Consider the following 14,693-nt stretch of genomic DNA (forward strand, 5'->3'; position numbering starts at 1 on the left):
CCGGTGTGAGTCTGCCACTGGTGAATTTGGAACGTGAGACAAATGAGTGTGAATGATGAAAGCGTCGGGCTGGGCCGTCGTGGCTGTCTTGGGCTGTTGTTGGCGGGGGTGGCGTTCGTCGTACTGACCTTTGTTGGGCTCATCTACGTGATGACCCGCCCGCAGGACAGTGATATCGAGGCAGGCGAGCGTGCAGCCATTGAAGCCTGCTGGAAAAGCGCGCAGAGCACCGAACGTAGCTTCACCGAAGAAAGCTGCAAGGAGATGGAAAAGCAATTCGTGCGTAAGTTCGAGCGTCAGCCATGAGTGTGTTGAAGCGTCTGAGTTTCAAGCATCTGGTGGTGGGCTTCTGTGTGTTGGCGCTTGGCGCTGTGGTGCTGATCTGGTGGCTCACGGGGGCTGCGTACTTGCGGCCTTATAGCGAAAAAACGGTGATCTTCGGGCAAAACACGCTGCGTTTGCCGGCGCAGATGGCGGGCCCTGGGCCTATCCGCGTGGTGCACTTCTGGGATCCGCAATGCCCTTGCAACGAGGAAACCGACGCGCACCTGCGCTATTTGATCGGTTTGCACCGTAATTCCGATGTCGAGTTCTACAGCGTGCAGAAGCCCGGTAGCAAAGGTGAGCTGGCGTCCTTTCTGCGCGGGCGCATGAAGCCTCTGGAGTACATCGAGGGGATGGAGTCGCTGCCGGCCAGCCCGGCGCTGGCTATTTGGGACCGTGCAGGCAATCTGGCCTATGCCGGCCCTTACAGTGAAGGGTTGGTGTGTAACTCCAGCAACAGTTTCGTCGAGCCCGTGCTCGAAGCGCTCACGGAGGGGCGTGAGTTTACCCTGGCCAGTGGCCTTGCCGTCGGTTGCTACTGCGACTGGCAAGACTGATTCGGGAGCACCCCTCTTGTAGGTGCTCCGTCCTGCCCCCATCTCCTTTTCCAGTGACTGAGCCTGCTCACGTTTGCCGTGGTGCGGGCGCTCAGGCTGCGCGGCGCGCTGCGCACGCTGTTGCCTGGCCTGTCTGCGGCCTTGTCAGGGCTGAATCACGCTGTCGTCCGACTGTCATTGATTCCTGTCAATTTGCTTACAAACTGCCCTGTGGCAAGGGGTGTGATCATTTGTCGCACCCCTGTGCATTTGTCTGCTAATTGCCGTCAAATGTTGCAAATGTTTGCTTATATGCTGCGAAAAGCTCGTTTCGAGTGGCTTTGCAATGCGCGTGGATAGGCCGCTAATTAATTGTGCGGGGGCGCCATAGCCTTCAACATCGCGCTTATCCCACAGTTCTCACGCTTTGCTTGCAACGGATGCTCAAGCTTAGAGCACCCGCTGTCGGCCTTTTGCTCGATGGGCTGCATGTCGGCTGAAGCCAGAAATGTGGGACATCACTCAGCTGAAGGTCGTGATATGAAAGAAGAGAAGTACCATCGTTTTGCGCGCTGGTTGGTGATGGCGATTGCCTTCTCAGCGCTCGGTGGATGTGACTGGGCACTGTTCAACTCGAAAGGGCAAATCGGCATTGAACAGGGCAATCTCATCCTTATCTCCATTGGGCTCATGCTGATCGTGGTTCTCCCCGTGATCTTCATGACTTTCTGGTTTGGCTGGCGTTATCGCGAGTCCAACGAGAAAGCCACCTATACGCCTGACTGGGCGCATTCGCACAAGGTCGAAGTGATCGTCTGGGGCGTGCCTCTGATCATCGTGGCGATTTTGGCGGTGATCATCTGGGAAACCTCGCATTCGCTTGATCCTTACAAGCCGATCGAGTCGGACAAGCCGGCGCTGAACATCGAGGTGGTTTCGCTCGATTGGAAGTGGCTGTTCATCTACCCGGATCAGGGCGTAGCCGTGGTCAATGAGTTGGTGATTCCGGAGAACACTCCGGTGACGTTCCACATCACCTCCGATACCGTGATGAACACGCTGTCGATCCCGCAACTGGGCGGCATGATCTACGCCATGGCTGGTCAGCGTACTCAGCTGAACCTGATCGCCAATGAGCAGGGTGAGTTCTTCGGTCAGTCCGGTAACTACAGCGGCAGCGGTTTCTCGGCCATGCGTTTCACCACGCATTCGGTCAGCGACGAAGCCTTCGCGCAGTGGGTCGACAAGGTCAAGCAATCGCCTGAAGTCATGGACTTCGCTGCCTTCAAGCAAGTGGGCGAGCGCGGCGAGATGGTCAACCATCGTTACCCGATCTACCCGATTCGCTACTTCGGCCAGGTTGAACCCGACCTGTTCCGTAAGGTGATCGGTCAATACGTGACCCTGAAAGATTCTCAAAGCAAGGTTGTTGCCAAACACGGCGACGCCGACGCGGAGGAGTGAAGATGTTTGGAAAGCTGACTCTGGATGCTGTTCCTTATCACGAGCCGATCGTGATGATCACCCTCGCCATGGTGGCGCTGGGTGGTCTGGCTCTGGTAGGGGCGGTGACCTACTTCAAGAAGTGGGGTTACCTGTGGAAAGAGTGGTTCACTTCGGTGGACCACAAGAAAATCGGTGTCATGTACATCATCGTTGCGCTGGTCATGCTGGTGCGTGGCTTCGCCGATGCGATCATGATGCGTACCCATCTGGCGATGGCGCACGGTGACGGCAAGGGCTACCTGCCGCCTGAGCACTACGACCAGATCTTCACCGCGCACGGCATCATCATGCTGATCTTCGTGGCCATGCCACTGGTCACCGGCCTGATGAACATTGTCGTACCGCTGCAGATCGGCGCGCGTGACGTTGCGTTCCCCTACCTGAACTCGCTGAGCTTCTGGCTGTTCGTCGGTGGCGCACTGCTGATCAACCTGTCGTTGGGTCTGGGCGAGTTCGCCAAGACCGGCTGGGTGGCTTATCCGCCATTATCAGGAATTCAGTACAGTCCAGGCGTAGGTATGGATTACTACATCTGGAGTATGCAGCTATCGGGCTTGGGTACGACCCTGACGGGCGTTAACTTCATCGCCACCATCCTGAAGATGCGTGCACCGGGCATGAGCCTGATGAAGATGCCGATTTTCACTTGGACCATCCTCATCACCTGCATCCTGATCTGCGGCGCCTTCCCTCCGCTGACCGCGACGCTGGCGATGCTGTCGCTCGACCGCTACCTGGATTTCCACTTCTTCACCAGTGAGCTGGGCGGCAACCCGATGATGTATGCCAACCTGTTCTGGGTCTGGGGTCACCCCGAGGTGTACATCCTCATCCTGCCAGCGTTTGGTGTGTTCTCCGAAGTGGTCGCGACCTTCTCGCGCAAGACCCTGTTCGGTTATGCCTCGATGGTTTGGGCGACTGCGGCCATCGGCGTGCTGTCGTTCGTGGTGTGGCTGCACCACTTCTTCACCATGGGTTCCGGTGCCAGCGTCAACGCTTTCTTCGGCATCATGACGGCGATCATCGCGATCCCGACCGGGGTGAAGATCTTCACTTGGCTGTTCACCATCTTCCGTGGCCGTCTGCAACTCAACGCCATGACTTGGATGACCCTGGGCTTCCTCGTGACCTTCTCCATCGGTGGTATGACCGGTGTGTTGATGGCGGTACCGGCTGCTGACTTCGTGCTGCACAACAGCCTGTTCCTGATCGCTCACTTCCATAACGTGATCATCGGTGGTGCCGTGTTCGGTTACCTGGCCGGTATCATCTACTGGTTCCCGAAAGCCTTCGGCTTCAAGCTGATCGATCGCTTTGGTCGTTACTCCTTCTGGTGCTGGCTGATTGGCTTCTACTTCGCCTTCATGCCGCTGTACGTGCTGGGCTTCATGGGTATGACCCGTCGTCTGAACCACTTCGACAACCCGGCCTGGGTACCGTGGATTCAGGTGGCTGTGGTCGGTGCGGTGCTGATCGGTATTGGCATCATCTTTACCGTCGTGCAGTTCCTCACCAGCTACATCAAGCGTAAGGAAAACCGCGACGTCACTGGCGACCCGTGGGATGGCCGTACCCTGGAATGGGCGACTTCCTCGCCACCTCCGTTCTACAACTTCGCCGTCATTCCGACTGCGGACAAGATCGACGCCTTCTACGAGGCGAAGAAGAACGGTGTCGAGCTGATGCCTGTGCCGGAGCACTACGAGCCGATTCACATGCCGAAGAACACCGGCAATGGTCTGGTCGTGTCGCTGTTCGTCATCGCCTTTGGTTTCGCCATGATCTGGCATATCTGGTGGCTGGCCATCGTAGGTCTGGTCGGCGCAGTGGTCAGCTTCATCGTGCGTTCCTTCGATGAAGACATCGACTACTACGTGCAGCCCGAAGAGATCGCTCGCATCGAGCAAGCGCATCTTCAATCCAAAGCAAACGCAGTCGTACAGGCATAACCATGACCGCATACGAGTCTACTAACCACGCTCATGGTCACGATGACCATGAGCACCACCACCACGACACCAGCGGGTTGAAGCTTTTCGGTTTCTGGCTGTACCTGATGACCGACTTGCTGATCTTCGCCACCATCTTCGCCACCTTCGCGGTGCTGAGTACGTCCTTCGCCGATGGTCCAACCGCGAAGGAAATGCTCGGTGGCGGCCTGCATCTGGTGTTGGTTGAAACCTTCGCCCTGCTGTTCTCCAGTATCACCTACGGTATGGCCATGCTGGCCACCTACCGGGGTGACAAGGGCGCTGTGCTGCGCTGGCTGGGCATCACCTTCCTGTTGGGTGCGACCTTTATCAGCATCGAGCTGTATGAGTTCAATCACCTGATCCACGAAGGTGCTGGCCCGCAAACCAGTGCTTACTGGTCGGCGTTCTTCACCCTGGTCGGTACTCACGGTCTGCACGTCAGTGCTGGTCTGCTGTGGATGCTGGTGCTGATGTATCAGGTCAGCACCCGTGGCCTGACCGACACCAACAAGACCCGTGTTGGCCTGCTCAGCTTGTTCTGGCACTTCCTCGACGTGGTCTGGATCTGCGTATTTACCGTCGTCTACCTGATGGGGGTGTTGTAAATGGCTCATCAAGACAACCACGCCGCACACGCGGTGGGCTTCAAGGACTACCTGACCGGTTTCATCCTGTCGGTAATCCTGACGGTCATTCCGTTTGCTCTGGTCATGTACCCTGACGTGCTGGGCCTGAGCCGTGGCGCGACCCTGATCACCGTGGTGCTGTTCGGCCTGGTGCAGGTGCTCGTTCACCTGGTGTACTTCCTGCACATGAAGACGGACGAAGAAGGCCGCTGGAACGTGATTTCGATGATCTTCACTGTGTTGATCATTGCGTTCGTAGTGGGCCTGTCGGTCTGGATCATGTGGAGCATGCACTATCACATGATGGTCAACTGATGCTGGCGCTCCTGAAGCAATACCTCAACCTCGCCAAGCCAGGCATCGTCTTCGGAAATCTGATTTCCGTTACGGGCGGTTTCTTCCTGGCTTCGCGTGGCGATGCTGACTTGGCACTGTTCTTCGCGACAGCGCTGGGGGTTTCGCTGGTTATCGCCTCAGGCTGCGCGTTCAACAACTACATCGATAGGGACATCGACCAGAAGATGGAGCGAACCCGTAACCGGGTTCTGGTGCAGGGGCTGATTTCCCCTGCACACGCCATCATCTATGCCTGCGTGCTTGGGGTTGCGGGTGTGGCACTGCTGTATGCCGCCACCAATACCCTGGCTGTGCTGCTGGTGCTGATGGGCTTCGTGGTCTACGTCGGCTTTTACAGCCTGTGGCTCAAGCGTGGCTCGGTCTACGGCACTCTGGTGGGCAGTCTGTCAGGGGCTGCTCCGCCCGTGGTGGGCTACTGTGCGGTCAGTAACGAGTTCGATACTGGCGCCGCCATCTTGTTGTTGATCTTCAGCTTGTGGCAGATGCCGCATTCCTATGCCATCGCCATCTTCCGTTTCAATGACTACCAGGCCGCGAACATCCCGGTGCTGCCGGTCATCAAGGGGATCTCGGCTGCCAAGCGGCAGATCGTGCTGTATATCGCCGCCTTCGTGGTCGCGACCCTGATGCTGACCTTGAGCGGCTATGCCGGTTACAGCTACTTCGTGGTCGCCGCGTTGAGCGGTGCCTACTGGCTGTGGATGGGCGTGTCGGGCTACAAGGCCGCTGATGACCGAGTATGGGCGCGCAAGCTGTTCATGTTCTCGATCGTCACCATCACCATGCTCAGCGTGATGATGTCGGTGGACTTCGCAGCCACGCCGGATCAGGTGTTGATGACCTCCATCAATCACTTGTGCAGTCAGTTTGGCTCGGCGCAGGGCATCTGCGCTGTGGTCGCTGGTATCTGACCTCGGCTCTGGGGGAGGGGCTTTAGCTGCGACGGTCGCCGCTGAGGCGCCTCCCACGGGGTTGTGGATGCGCGCTTTACATCCCCCGTTTGTGCACATGTAGCCTGGGTAGAGCACCGCGAAACCCGGGTAATTCGTTTCCGGGTTTCGCTTTGTTCTACCCAGGCTACGCCAACTTCGTAGGAGGGGCTTTAGCCGCGACAGTCGCCGCTGCAGCGCCTCCCACGGGGTTCACTCCTGGCCGATACGATTGAGCGCCTGCTGCAGTTCGTCGCGGCTCATGTCCGCCAGGGGCAGGGCGAGGAAGGCGCGGCAGCGTCGCTCGATATGCGCCAGGGTGGCCTGGAACGCGGCGTCGATGGTGGCCTCGTCGCCTTCTACGTGGGACGGATCTTCCAAGCCCCAGTGGGCTTTCAGTGCTGGGCCGAAGTAAACCGGGCAAGCCTCGCCGGCCGCCTTGTCGCAGACGGTGATGACGATATCCGGCGGGCAACCTTCGAAGGCGTCGTTGCCCTTGCTGCTCAGGCCTTCGGTGGCGATGCCGACTTCACGCAGGCTGGCCAGGGTGCGCGGCAGCACCTCGCCGCGTGGGAAACTGCCAGAGCTGACAGCTTGGTGCTCGTTCGGCGCCAGGTGGTTGAACAGGGCTTCGGAGAGGATGCTGCGGCAACTGTTGGCCGTGCACATGAACAGGACTTGCATCGGAAGGCTCCAGGTCAGAGGCTCAGGCGTAGGGCCAGGGCCGATAGGGTGAGCAGCAGCACTGGCAGTGTGAGCACGATGCCGACCTTGAAGTAGTAGCCCCAGGTCACGCGGATGCCCTTGCGCGCCAGTACGTGCAGCCAGAGCAGGGTGGCCAGGCTGCCGATGGGGGTGATTTTAGGGCCCAGGTCGCATCCAATGACGTTGGCGTAGATCATCGCTTCACGCACCGCGCCGCTGGCCTGGCTGGCGTCGATGGCCAGCGCCCCGATCAGCACGCTGGGCATGTTGTTCATGATCGAGGAGAGTAGGGCGCTGAGCAGGCCGGTGCCGAGCGCGGCGGCCCACAGGCCCTGAGCGGCCAGTGCGTCGAGCAGCACGGTGAGCTGGCCGGTGAGGCCGGCGTTGCTCAGGCCGTAGACCACCAGATACATACCCAGCGAGAACACGACTACCTGCCACGGCGCACCACGCAGCACCTTGCCGGTGGCGATGTGTTGACCGCGCTGGGCGACGCCGAATAACACGGCGGCGCAGACCACGGCAATCGCACTGATTGGAATGCCCAGCGGCTCTAGCGCGAACAGGCCGATCAGCAGAGCCAGCAGGACGATCCAGCCGCCGACGAAGGTACGCGGATCGCGGATCGCCTCGCGCGGCGTTGGCAGGCTGTCGACGGCATAGCGCGCCGGGATGTCGCGGCGGAAGAACAGCCAGAGCATGCCCAGCGTGGCCGCCACGCTGACCAGATTGACCGGCACCATCACTGCGGCGTAGGCGCCGAAGCCGAGGTCGAAGTAGTCGGCCGAGACGATGTTGACCAGATTCGACACCACCAACGGCAGGCTGGCGGTGTCGGCGATGAAACCTGCAGCCATGACGAAGGCCAGGGTCGAGGCTGGCGAGAAGCGCAAGGCCAGCAGCATGGAGATGACGATGGGGGTGAGGATAAGCGCCGCACCGTCATTGGCGAACAGTGCCGAAACCCCGGCGCCGAGCAGGATGCAGAAGGCGAACAGGCTTGCGCCGCTGCCGTTGGCCCAGCGCGCCACATGCAGAGCCGCCCACTCGAAAAAGCCAGCTTCGTCGAGCAGCAGGCTGATGATGATGAGGGCGATGAATGTGGTGGTGGCATTCCACACGATATGCCACACGATCGGGATGTCACTCAGGCTGACCACGCCAGCGAGCAGGGCGAGCAGGGCGCCGAGCGAGGCGCTCCAGCCGACGCCCAGGCCGCGCGGCTGCCAGATGACCAGAATCAGAGTGAACAGAAAAATAGCGCAGGCAATCAGCATGGTGTGTTCTCAGCAACAGGTCGTGAGGCGAGTGGGGCGATCACCCATGTGAGCCAGGCGCTTGGCATCCTGCTCCAGCCAGGTGCGATTGGCGGCCAAGGTGGCGGCGATTACCTCGCGTACCCACTGCGGCAGATCTTCGCCCAGACGGTAGTAAACCCATTGTCCTTGGCGACGATCCTGCAATAGGCCGCTTGCGCGCAGTTGCGCCAAGTGGCGGGAAATCTTCGGCTGGCTGTCGCTCAGTGCGCAAACCAGCTCGCACACGCACAGCTCGCCTTGGGCGGCGATCAGCAATATGGCGCGTGCGCGTGTCTCGTCCGCCAGGGCTTTGAACAGGGCGTGCGGTCTAAGATTCTCGGGCATTGGCTGGCTCTATATATGGATTGGCGAATATACGGAAATCCATATGTGTTGGGCAAATTCAGAATCTGGCAGTTGCCCTCGCTGGGGACTGTGAGGGGGCAGCCTGTAAATGTGGGGGTATTGAGAGCAGGCGTCAGTGCAAGCCGTAGCATGACGGCTTGCACTGACGCAGGGAGGTTACAAGCGGAAGCGGCTGACCAGTCCGTCCAGTTGCGAGGAGAGGGCTTGAAGGTCACTGCTGGCCTGGTTGAGCTGGTCGGCGATGTGAGTGGTGCCAACGGTCAGCTCATTGATATCGACGATATTGCGGTTGATCTCTTCAACCACGCTGGACTGTTCCTCGGTGGCGGTGGCGACTTGGATATTCTGATCGCTGATCTGGCCGATATGGCTATTGATCTGCTCCAGTGCAGCCGATGCCTTGTTCGCGTAATCGACCACCAGAGCGCTCTGTCGTTGACCTTTGGCCATGGCCTCGACTGCCGAGCGAGACTCGTTCTGCAGGCGGTCGATAACCTGCTGAATTTCCTCGGTGGAGGCGCCGGAGCGGCTGGCCAGGGTACGCACCTCATCTGCCACCACGGCGAAACCGCGGCCTTGCTCACCGGCACGGGCTGCCTCGATAGCGGCGTTGAGAGCCAGCAGGTTGGTCTGCTCGGAGATGCTGCGGATGGTGTTGAGTGTGGTGCTGATGGCGTTGGTCTGCGAGGCCAGCGCTTCGATCACCTTGGCTGCCTGCTCCAGCTCGCCATTGAGGGCGTTGATCTGCTGCTGCGCCTGGCTGACCACTTTGCCGCCATCACCGGCATGCTGGGTCGCTTCACGCGCCACGTCGGCGGCGTTTTCGGCATTGCGTGCGATTTCGTTAACGGTCGAGCCCAGTTCATTGATAGCGGTGGCCACCTGTACCGTGCGGTCGCTCTGCGCTGCGCAGTTGCTCTGGGTCAGACGGGCACGTTCGGCCACATCGCGTGCCATGCCGGACAACTGCCGCGAGTTGTCGGCAAGTTGGCGCATGGCGCCGTGCACCTTGTCGATGAACTGGTTGAAGCTGCGAGCGATCTCGCTCAGTTCATCCTGGCCAGGCAGGTCGATGCGAGTATCGAGAGCCAGGTTGTCGGCAGCTTGGCCCAGGCTGCTCTGGAGCACGGCGACGCGGCGGCGCAATTGAATGACGATCAGCCAGGAGACGAGCAGCGATACCAGAATGCCGACAACGATAATGGCAATCTGGCGGGTCAGCCCGTCGTCATAACTTTGGGCGCTGTACAGATTTTGCTGCTCAGCCTGCTTGAGCAGGACATCGAGCAGGTCGTTGGTGCCTTGACGCATCACCCCGTAGGACTTGGCGTACTGGTCACGATAAATCTGTTGCGCACGGGCCATGTCGCCTGCCTCGAAGGCGGCGAGCATGGGGTTCAGCTCGTTGCTTACCACTGCCTCGAATTGATCGAGCAGTTGTTGAGCCTGGGCCTTACGCTCGGGATTGACTTGCGCTGACACCGCCTGGCGCATCGCCGCGCGCATGTCGGGGATGTCTTCATTGCGGGCGTCCTGCACGCGCGATTTGACCCCGCGTTCATCACGTAGCGGGGTGTCTTGCAGCAGCATCATGTCGATACCCACACGCATGCGCGGCACGCGTGAGGCGACCTCGGCCATCGCGCGCATGGGGGCTGCGGTATTGAGATAAAGAACTTCCGTGTTCTGGTGCATGCGGGACATGCTGTTCAGGCTGGCCAGGGCTACCAAGAGCAGGGCGATGCAGGGTATTGCCACCGCTATGATCAGGCGGGTTTTCAGGGACACGGCGTCGAGACGCATGGGCGAACTCCGGTTCTTGGGTGTATGTAACGCATTGGCGAGCAAGCTGCGCCAGCGCCACTGTTGTTATATCGGCGTGCTGGTAGGGAGCATGAGAGCAGTCTTGGTTAAATCTGGTGCATGGTTTGAGGGTTGTCGAACCGTCTGCATCAATCAGAGGGTGCCGTCTATCGGGTAGGCCATGTGCGCGGGCAGCTTGTTGTGTTGCATGGCGAAGAAACCTGGAGGAAATATGTAGAAGCCTATGGCGGCATGTTTGGCTTTTCACTTAAACCCCATACGGCAACCCATGGTCGGCTGTGCCAGCCATGCCAGCATCAATCAGCGGATTCGTGCCGCGTGGGCAAGCTGGCGTAACATCGCGCTTCGCCCTCGTTCAAGAGCCCGTACGCATGTTCGAAATCACCCCCATCAAGCCTGAGCACTATCGTCAGCAGACCCGCCGCATCACCGCCGTGGTCGCGGCGATTTTCGTCGTACTGGCCATGCTCTTGGCGACGCTTTGCGTGCAACTGTTCGGTGAAGCGGGGGGCGACGACAACTTTCGCTGGAACCTGCTCGGCGTCGCGCTCGGCTTCGTCCTCACCGTGGTGCTGGTGCGTCAGCAGTTCTGGCATCGCCCATGGATGGCGCCGGCTGTCTACGGTTGGCGCCTCAAACGCAGCCTGATGCGCGTCACCAATGTCATGCATCACGTCAAGGCGGGCGTGGCGCAGGGCGATGAGAGCGCGATGAAGCTGCTGCGCTTCTATCACCTTGGCGTCACCCAGATGCATCAGCTCGACGGTAATTCCAGCGAGCTGAGTCAGATGGTGGGCGAGATCAATGCCCATTGTGAGGCGATGCAGCAGCGGGAGCTGGATGTGGAGCAGACGCGGCTCGATCCGGCCTGGGTGGAGCAGGTGAAGACGTTCAAGGCGGCTTGATCAATCGCCCAGCGACAACGCCACGGTCTGACCTTGCCAGATACCTTGGCGGCGGCGCGCAATGACCAGGCAATCGCCCGTGCCGACTGCGCTCACAACCAGTTGTCCGCCGGGCGCCCAGAATGCACTGCGGCCCGCACAGGCCCAGCCACCGGAAGGGCCGCCGTGGTTGGCCATCAACACCCCGAGAGACAGTTCAGCGGCATAGCCTTGCAGCAATTCGCTGTCGCGTGGGTAGCCGCTTTCGCTGATCAGCACGCTGGTCGCGTAAATGCCCGCGCCGCTCTTGGCAGCCGCCCTGGCATGGCTGGCGTGGGTGAAGTCCGCGCAGATCGACAGGGCGATGCGTTCGTCACCGATAAGCAGCGGTGCACCGCCAGCGCCCGGGCTGAATACGCGCTCTTCCCCCGCATGCAGGTGCTGCTTGGTGTAGATCGTCTGCGTGCCATCGGCGCCGAAAAACAGGGCGCCGATCAGAATGCTATCGCGCGCATCACACCGTAGTGGCAAGCCGACCTGAGTGGTCATGCGCAACTGCTTGGCTAGCTCGCGCAGTGGCTGCAGCCTGGCTGTGTCCGGCGTTTGCACCAGTGCCAGTGCCAGCGACGGCTCGTAGCCGGTCAGCGACAGCTCGGGGAATAGCAGGAACGTGACGCCCTGTTCAGCGGCGAGTCGCATGACCTGCAGGTGGCGATCGATGTTGGCATCGAGGTCTCCGGCGACGGAGCAGTATTGGGCTGCGCAGAGATCGAGGTCGGTCATGGCATCGGCTTTCACGAAGGAGGCGACAGTAGAGCATGAATTGCACGGGCAAAGGTTCGAGCACTCTCGCTATCGCTTGGGTTGACGTGGCTTTCTCGCGCTGCGTCTTGCGTCGAACATGGGCCACATCTGCCCGCGACATATCCCCTGACATTTGCCGTCGCCGATGTCCACGGCCTAAAGGTTTTTGAAAGGTTCGCCTCTTAGTCTCCGGGCGCGCTCGTTGCGCCCCACAAGAAAAAGAGGAGAAAGCGGTTTGTTGACCCTGATCGGTCTGTTGACCATTTGCTGCCTGGTTGTGCTGTTGCTCGTCGGGCGCATGTCGCCTGTTCTGCCGTTGATCGTGGTGCCGCTTTTGGGTGCACTGGCTGCTGGTTTCGGCCCAGAGGCGATTTCCGGTTTCTTCACCGATGGCATCGGCCGCGTGACGGCGATTGCCACCATGTTCGTATTCGCCATCACCTTTTTCGGCGTGCTGCAGGACACTGGGCTGTTCCGCCCGTTGATCAGCGGCATGGTGCGCCTGACGCGTGGCAACGTGATCGCGGTGACCGTGGCCACCGCCGTGATCGGCATGCTGGCGCACCTCGATGGCGCCGGTGCGACCACCTTTCTGCTTACGGTTCCTGCTCTGTTGCCGCTGTATAAACAACTGCGCATGAGCCCCTATCTGATGCTGCTGTTACTGGCGCTCGGCGCCGGTATCTTCAACATGCTGCCTTGGGCCGGGCCTTTGGGGCGGGCGTCGGCGGTGACCGGTATCGAGGTCACCGAACTGTGGCGACCGCTAATCACCATTCAAGGCATCGGTGTGGTGCTGTTGATCGCCTTGGCGGCGCTGCTCGGCTGGCGCGAGCAACGCCGCATCGCCGCTGGCAAGACGGGCGACGAGGGTGTACTGGTGGAAACCAGCAGTGATCTGCACGAGCCGAGCGCCGATGAGCTGGCCCTAGAGCGTCCGCGCCTGCTGTGGGCCAACGCCGCGTTGTTTCTGGCGGTGCTGGTGTCGCTGTTCTCCGGTGTGTTGCCGGCCGGCTATATCTTCATGATCGGCCTGTGCCTGGCCTTGCTGATCAACTATCCGGGCGGCAAGGCGCAGATGCAGCGTATTTCGGCGCATGCGCCGGCGGCACTGAGCATGGGCATGATCATTCTGGCGGCGGGCTCGATGCTCGGCATTCTTACCGGTAGTGGCATGCTCACCTCCATCGCTAAGGATCTGGCCGGTGTGCTGCCGACATCGCTGGTAGGGCAGATGCACATTGTGCTGGGTCTGTTCGGCTTGCCGATGGAGCTGATGCTGAGCACCGATGCTTATTACTTCGGCCTGCTGCCGGTGACGTTGGAAGTGGTCAGTGGCCAGGGCGTGGCGCCGGCCAGCGTGGTCTATGCACTGACTATCGGTAACATCATCGGTACTTTCATCAGCCCGTTCTCGCCTGCGCTGTGGTTGGCTCTTGGCCTGGCCGGGCTGGATTTGGGCCGCCATATCCGCTACTCGCTGTGGTGGATGTGGGGCTTCTCGCTGGTGTTGTTCGGCGCAGCCTGGGTGCTCGGTCTGTTCTAACGAGCGGTGAGATTATCCTGGAGAACGGCGACGTAACTGTCGCCGTTCGCCGTTTCTGGATCACAGAAAACAGCAAAATTACCGAGTTTCGCTGATGGCTAGGTGCCAATGATTCATCTAACAACCCTGCCTGTTTGCGATCCACCTTGCGGCGGTTCAATCGCGTGCAGATATAAGGGCGTGCGGCCTGCAGGCTGGTCGTGCTCCTAACAGATATCCACCTGATAGCGGAAGTTTTCCGCAGCGGCGCGTGATATCCGGTATTCCAGCGGAGTGCGGTCGTAGCCTTGCGCTTTACGGGCGATCACGACCACTGGGCTGCCCACTGTCACGCCGAGGATGGCGCTGAGGCTTTCATCTGCACAAGAGATGGTCAGGGTTTCCTGTGCCGAGGCGATACGCTGGCCACATTGCTGTTCATAGAAGGGGTAGAGCAGCGGCGGGAACTCGCCGGGCTCGATGGCCTGTAGCGCGCTGAAACGTGAGGCGGGCAACCAGATGCGTTCATGGAACATGGGCTGCTCTTCGATCAGGCGTAGCCGCTCCAGATACAGGCAATGCTCGCCGGGTTGCAGATTCAAGGCCTGGCGCGCGGTTTCTTCGGCGGGTTCTAGGCGGCTGAGCAGGATGCGGCTTTGCGGAACCTGCGACTGCCCACTGGCGCTGATCTGACGAAAGAAGCGGAACAGTGAGCCGTCGAAGTTAGGCCGCCGGACGAAGGTGCCACGGCCTTGAGCACGCAGCAGCAAACCTTCGGCTACCAAGGTTTCCACGGCCTTGCGCACCGTACCGACGGCTACGCCGTACTGGCGGGTCAACTCCGCTTCGGTCGGGATGGCTTCACCCGGCAGCCACTCGCCGGCCGCAATTTTGGCCAGCATTTCATCGTGCAGTCGCTGATAAAGCGGTAACCGCTCGTCTTGTCCCAGAGGTGTGGGGCTCATAAGGCATCAATCCGAATTTAAACCGGGCGTCACTTTACCACTGCACTGCGCGTTGACAGCAGTTCATCTCT

General features: G+C 60.1%; 15 protein-coding genes and 1 pseudogene. 9 read left to right on the forward strand and 7 right to left on the reverse strand.

The window, feature by feature from the left end; genetic code table 11:
* Nucleotides 1–42 precede the first annotated feature (42 nt).
* The 7 genes from AERO9A_RS15190 (at nt 43) to cyoE (ending at nt 6,233) form a co-directional block, all read left to right on the forward strand.
* Complete coding sequence (locus AERO9A_RS15190) at nt 43–306, forward strand: hypothetical protein (RefSeq protein WP_159972778.1); 264 nt, start codon at nt 43–45, stop codon at nt 304–306.
* The gene (locus tag AERO9A_RS15195) at nt 303–881 is read left to right on the forward strand and encodes a DUF6436 domain-containing protein (RefSeq protein ID WP_159972779.1); all 579 of its coding nucleotides are present in this window, start codon (nt 303–305) and stop codon (nt 879–881) included. The genes AERO9A_RS15190 and AERO9A_RS15195 overlap by 4 nt, the downstream gene beginning before the upstream one ends.
* Nucleotides 882–1,400: 519 nt before the next feature.
* Nucleotides 1,401–2,324: a ubiquinol oxidase subunit II gene (cyoA, locus tag AERO9A_RS15200; protein ID WP_159972780.1), complete on the forward strand. Its 924-nt coding sequence runs from the start codon at nt 1,401–1,403 to the stop codon at nt 2,322–2,324.
* A 2-nt stretch (nt 2,325–2,326) separates the two neighbouring features.
* Complete coding sequence (cyoB, locus tag AERO9A_RS15205) at nt 2,327–4,315, forward strand: cytochrome o ubiquinol oxidase subunit I (protein WP_159972781.1); 1,989 nt, start codon at nt 2,327–2,329, stop codon at nt 4,313–4,315.
* 2 nt (nt 4,316–4,317) lie between these two features.
* Nucleotides 4,318–4,944, forward strand: coding sequence for a cytochrome o ubiquinol oxidase subunit III (gene cyoC / locus AERO9A_RS15210; protein WP_159972782.1), 627 nt, complete (start codon nt 4,318–4,320; stop codon nt 4,942–4,944).
* Nucleotides 4,945–5,280 (forward strand): cytochrome o ubiquinol oxidase subunit IV, encoded by a 336-nt coding sequence (gene cyoD, locus AERO9A_RS15215; protein ID WP_159972783.1) that lies wholly within the window; start codon nt 4,945–4,947, stop codon nt 5,278–5,280.
* Nucleotides 5,280–6,233, forward strand: a complete 954-nt coding sequence (gene cyoE, locus AERO9A_RS15220; protein ID WP_159972784.1) for a heme o synthase — start codon at nt 5,280–5,282, stop codon at nt 6,231–6,233. The genes cyoD and cyoE overlap by 1 nt, the downstream gene beginning before the upstream one ends.
* Before the next feature lie 231 nt (nt 6,234–6,464).
* On the opposite strand, the gene AERO9A_RS15225 is transcribed toward cyoE, so the two are convergent.
* The 5 genes and pseudogenes from AERO9A_RS15225 to AERO9A_RS22915 all read right to left on the reverse strand — a co-directional run.
* Nucleotides 6,465–6,935, reverse strand: coding sequence for an arsenate reductase ArsC (locus tag AERO9A_RS15225; protein WP_159972785.1), 471 nt, complete (start codon nt 6,933–6,935; stop codon nt 6,465–6,467).
* A gap of 14 nt (nt 6,936–6,949) precedes the next feature.
* Nucleotides 6,950–8,233 (reverse strand): arsenic transporter, encoded by a 1,284-nt coding sequence (locus AERO9A_RS15230; protein ID WP_159972786.1) that lies wholly within the window; start codon nt 8,231–8,233, stop codon nt 6,950–6,952.
* Between the two features lie 9 nt (nt 8,234–8,242).
* Nucleotides 8,243–8,599: a metalloregulator ArsR/SmtB family transcription factor gene (locus AERO9A_RS15235; protein ID WP_159972787.1), complete on the reverse strand. Its 357-nt coding sequence runs from the start codon at nt 8,597–8,599 to the stop codon at nt 8,243–8,245.
* 177 nt (nt 8,600–8,776) lie between these two features.
* Nucleotides 8,777–9,616 (reverse strand): methyl-accepting chemotaxis protein, encoded by an 840-nt coding sequence (locus AERO9A_RS22910; protein ID WP_372239701.1) that lies wholly within the window; start codon nt 9,614–9,616, stop codon nt 8,777–8,779.
* An 18-nt stretch (nt 9,617–9,634) separates the two neighbouring features.
* Nucleotides 9,635–10,423, reverse strand: a pseudogene (locus AERO9A_RS22915) (MCP four helix bundle domain-containing protein); the annotation flags it as partial.
* 392 nt (nt 10,424–10,815) lie between these two features.
* Between AERO9A_RS22915 and AERO9A_RS15245 the strand changes: the two are divergent.
* Entirely contained in the window at nt 10,816–11,349 is a 534-nt protein-coding gene (locus AERO9A_RS15245) for a DUF3087 domain-containing protein (protein ID WP_159972789.1), read from the forward strand.
* Here AERO9A_RS15245 and AERO9A_RS15250 read toward each other — a convergent pair whose 3' ends face one another.
* Complete coding sequence (locus AERO9A_RS15250) at nt 11,350–12,111, reverse strand: carbon-nitrogen hydrolase family protein (RefSeq protein WP_159972790.1); 762 nt, start codon at nt 12,109–12,111, stop codon at nt 11,350–11,352.
* Between the two features lie 256 nt (nt 12,112–12,367).
* Between AERO9A_RS15250 and AERO9A_RS15255 the strand changes: the two genes are divergently transcribed.
* Nucleotides 12,368–13,678, forward strand: a complete 1,311-nt coding sequence (locus AERO9A_RS15255) for a CitMHS family transporter (RefSeq protein ID WP_159972791.1) — start codon at nt 12,368–12,370, stop codon at nt 13,676–13,678.
* A 206-nt stretch (nt 13,679–13,884) separates the two neighbouring features.
* On the opposite strand, the gene AERO9A_RS15260 is transcribed toward AERO9A_RS15255, so the two are convergent.
* Entirely contained in the window at nt 13,885–14,622 is a 738-nt protein-coding gene (locus AERO9A_RS15260) for a GntR family transcriptional regulator (RefSeq protein ID WP_159972792.1), read from the reverse strand.
* Between the last annotated feature and the right edge of the window lie 71 nt (nt 14,623–14,693).

The organism is Pseudomonas sp. 8Z, from assembly GCF_902506535.1.
In the GTDB taxonomy this organism is placed as follows: Bacteria; Pseudomonadota; Gammaproteobacteria; order Pseudomonadales; family Pseudomonadaceae; genus Aquipseudomonas.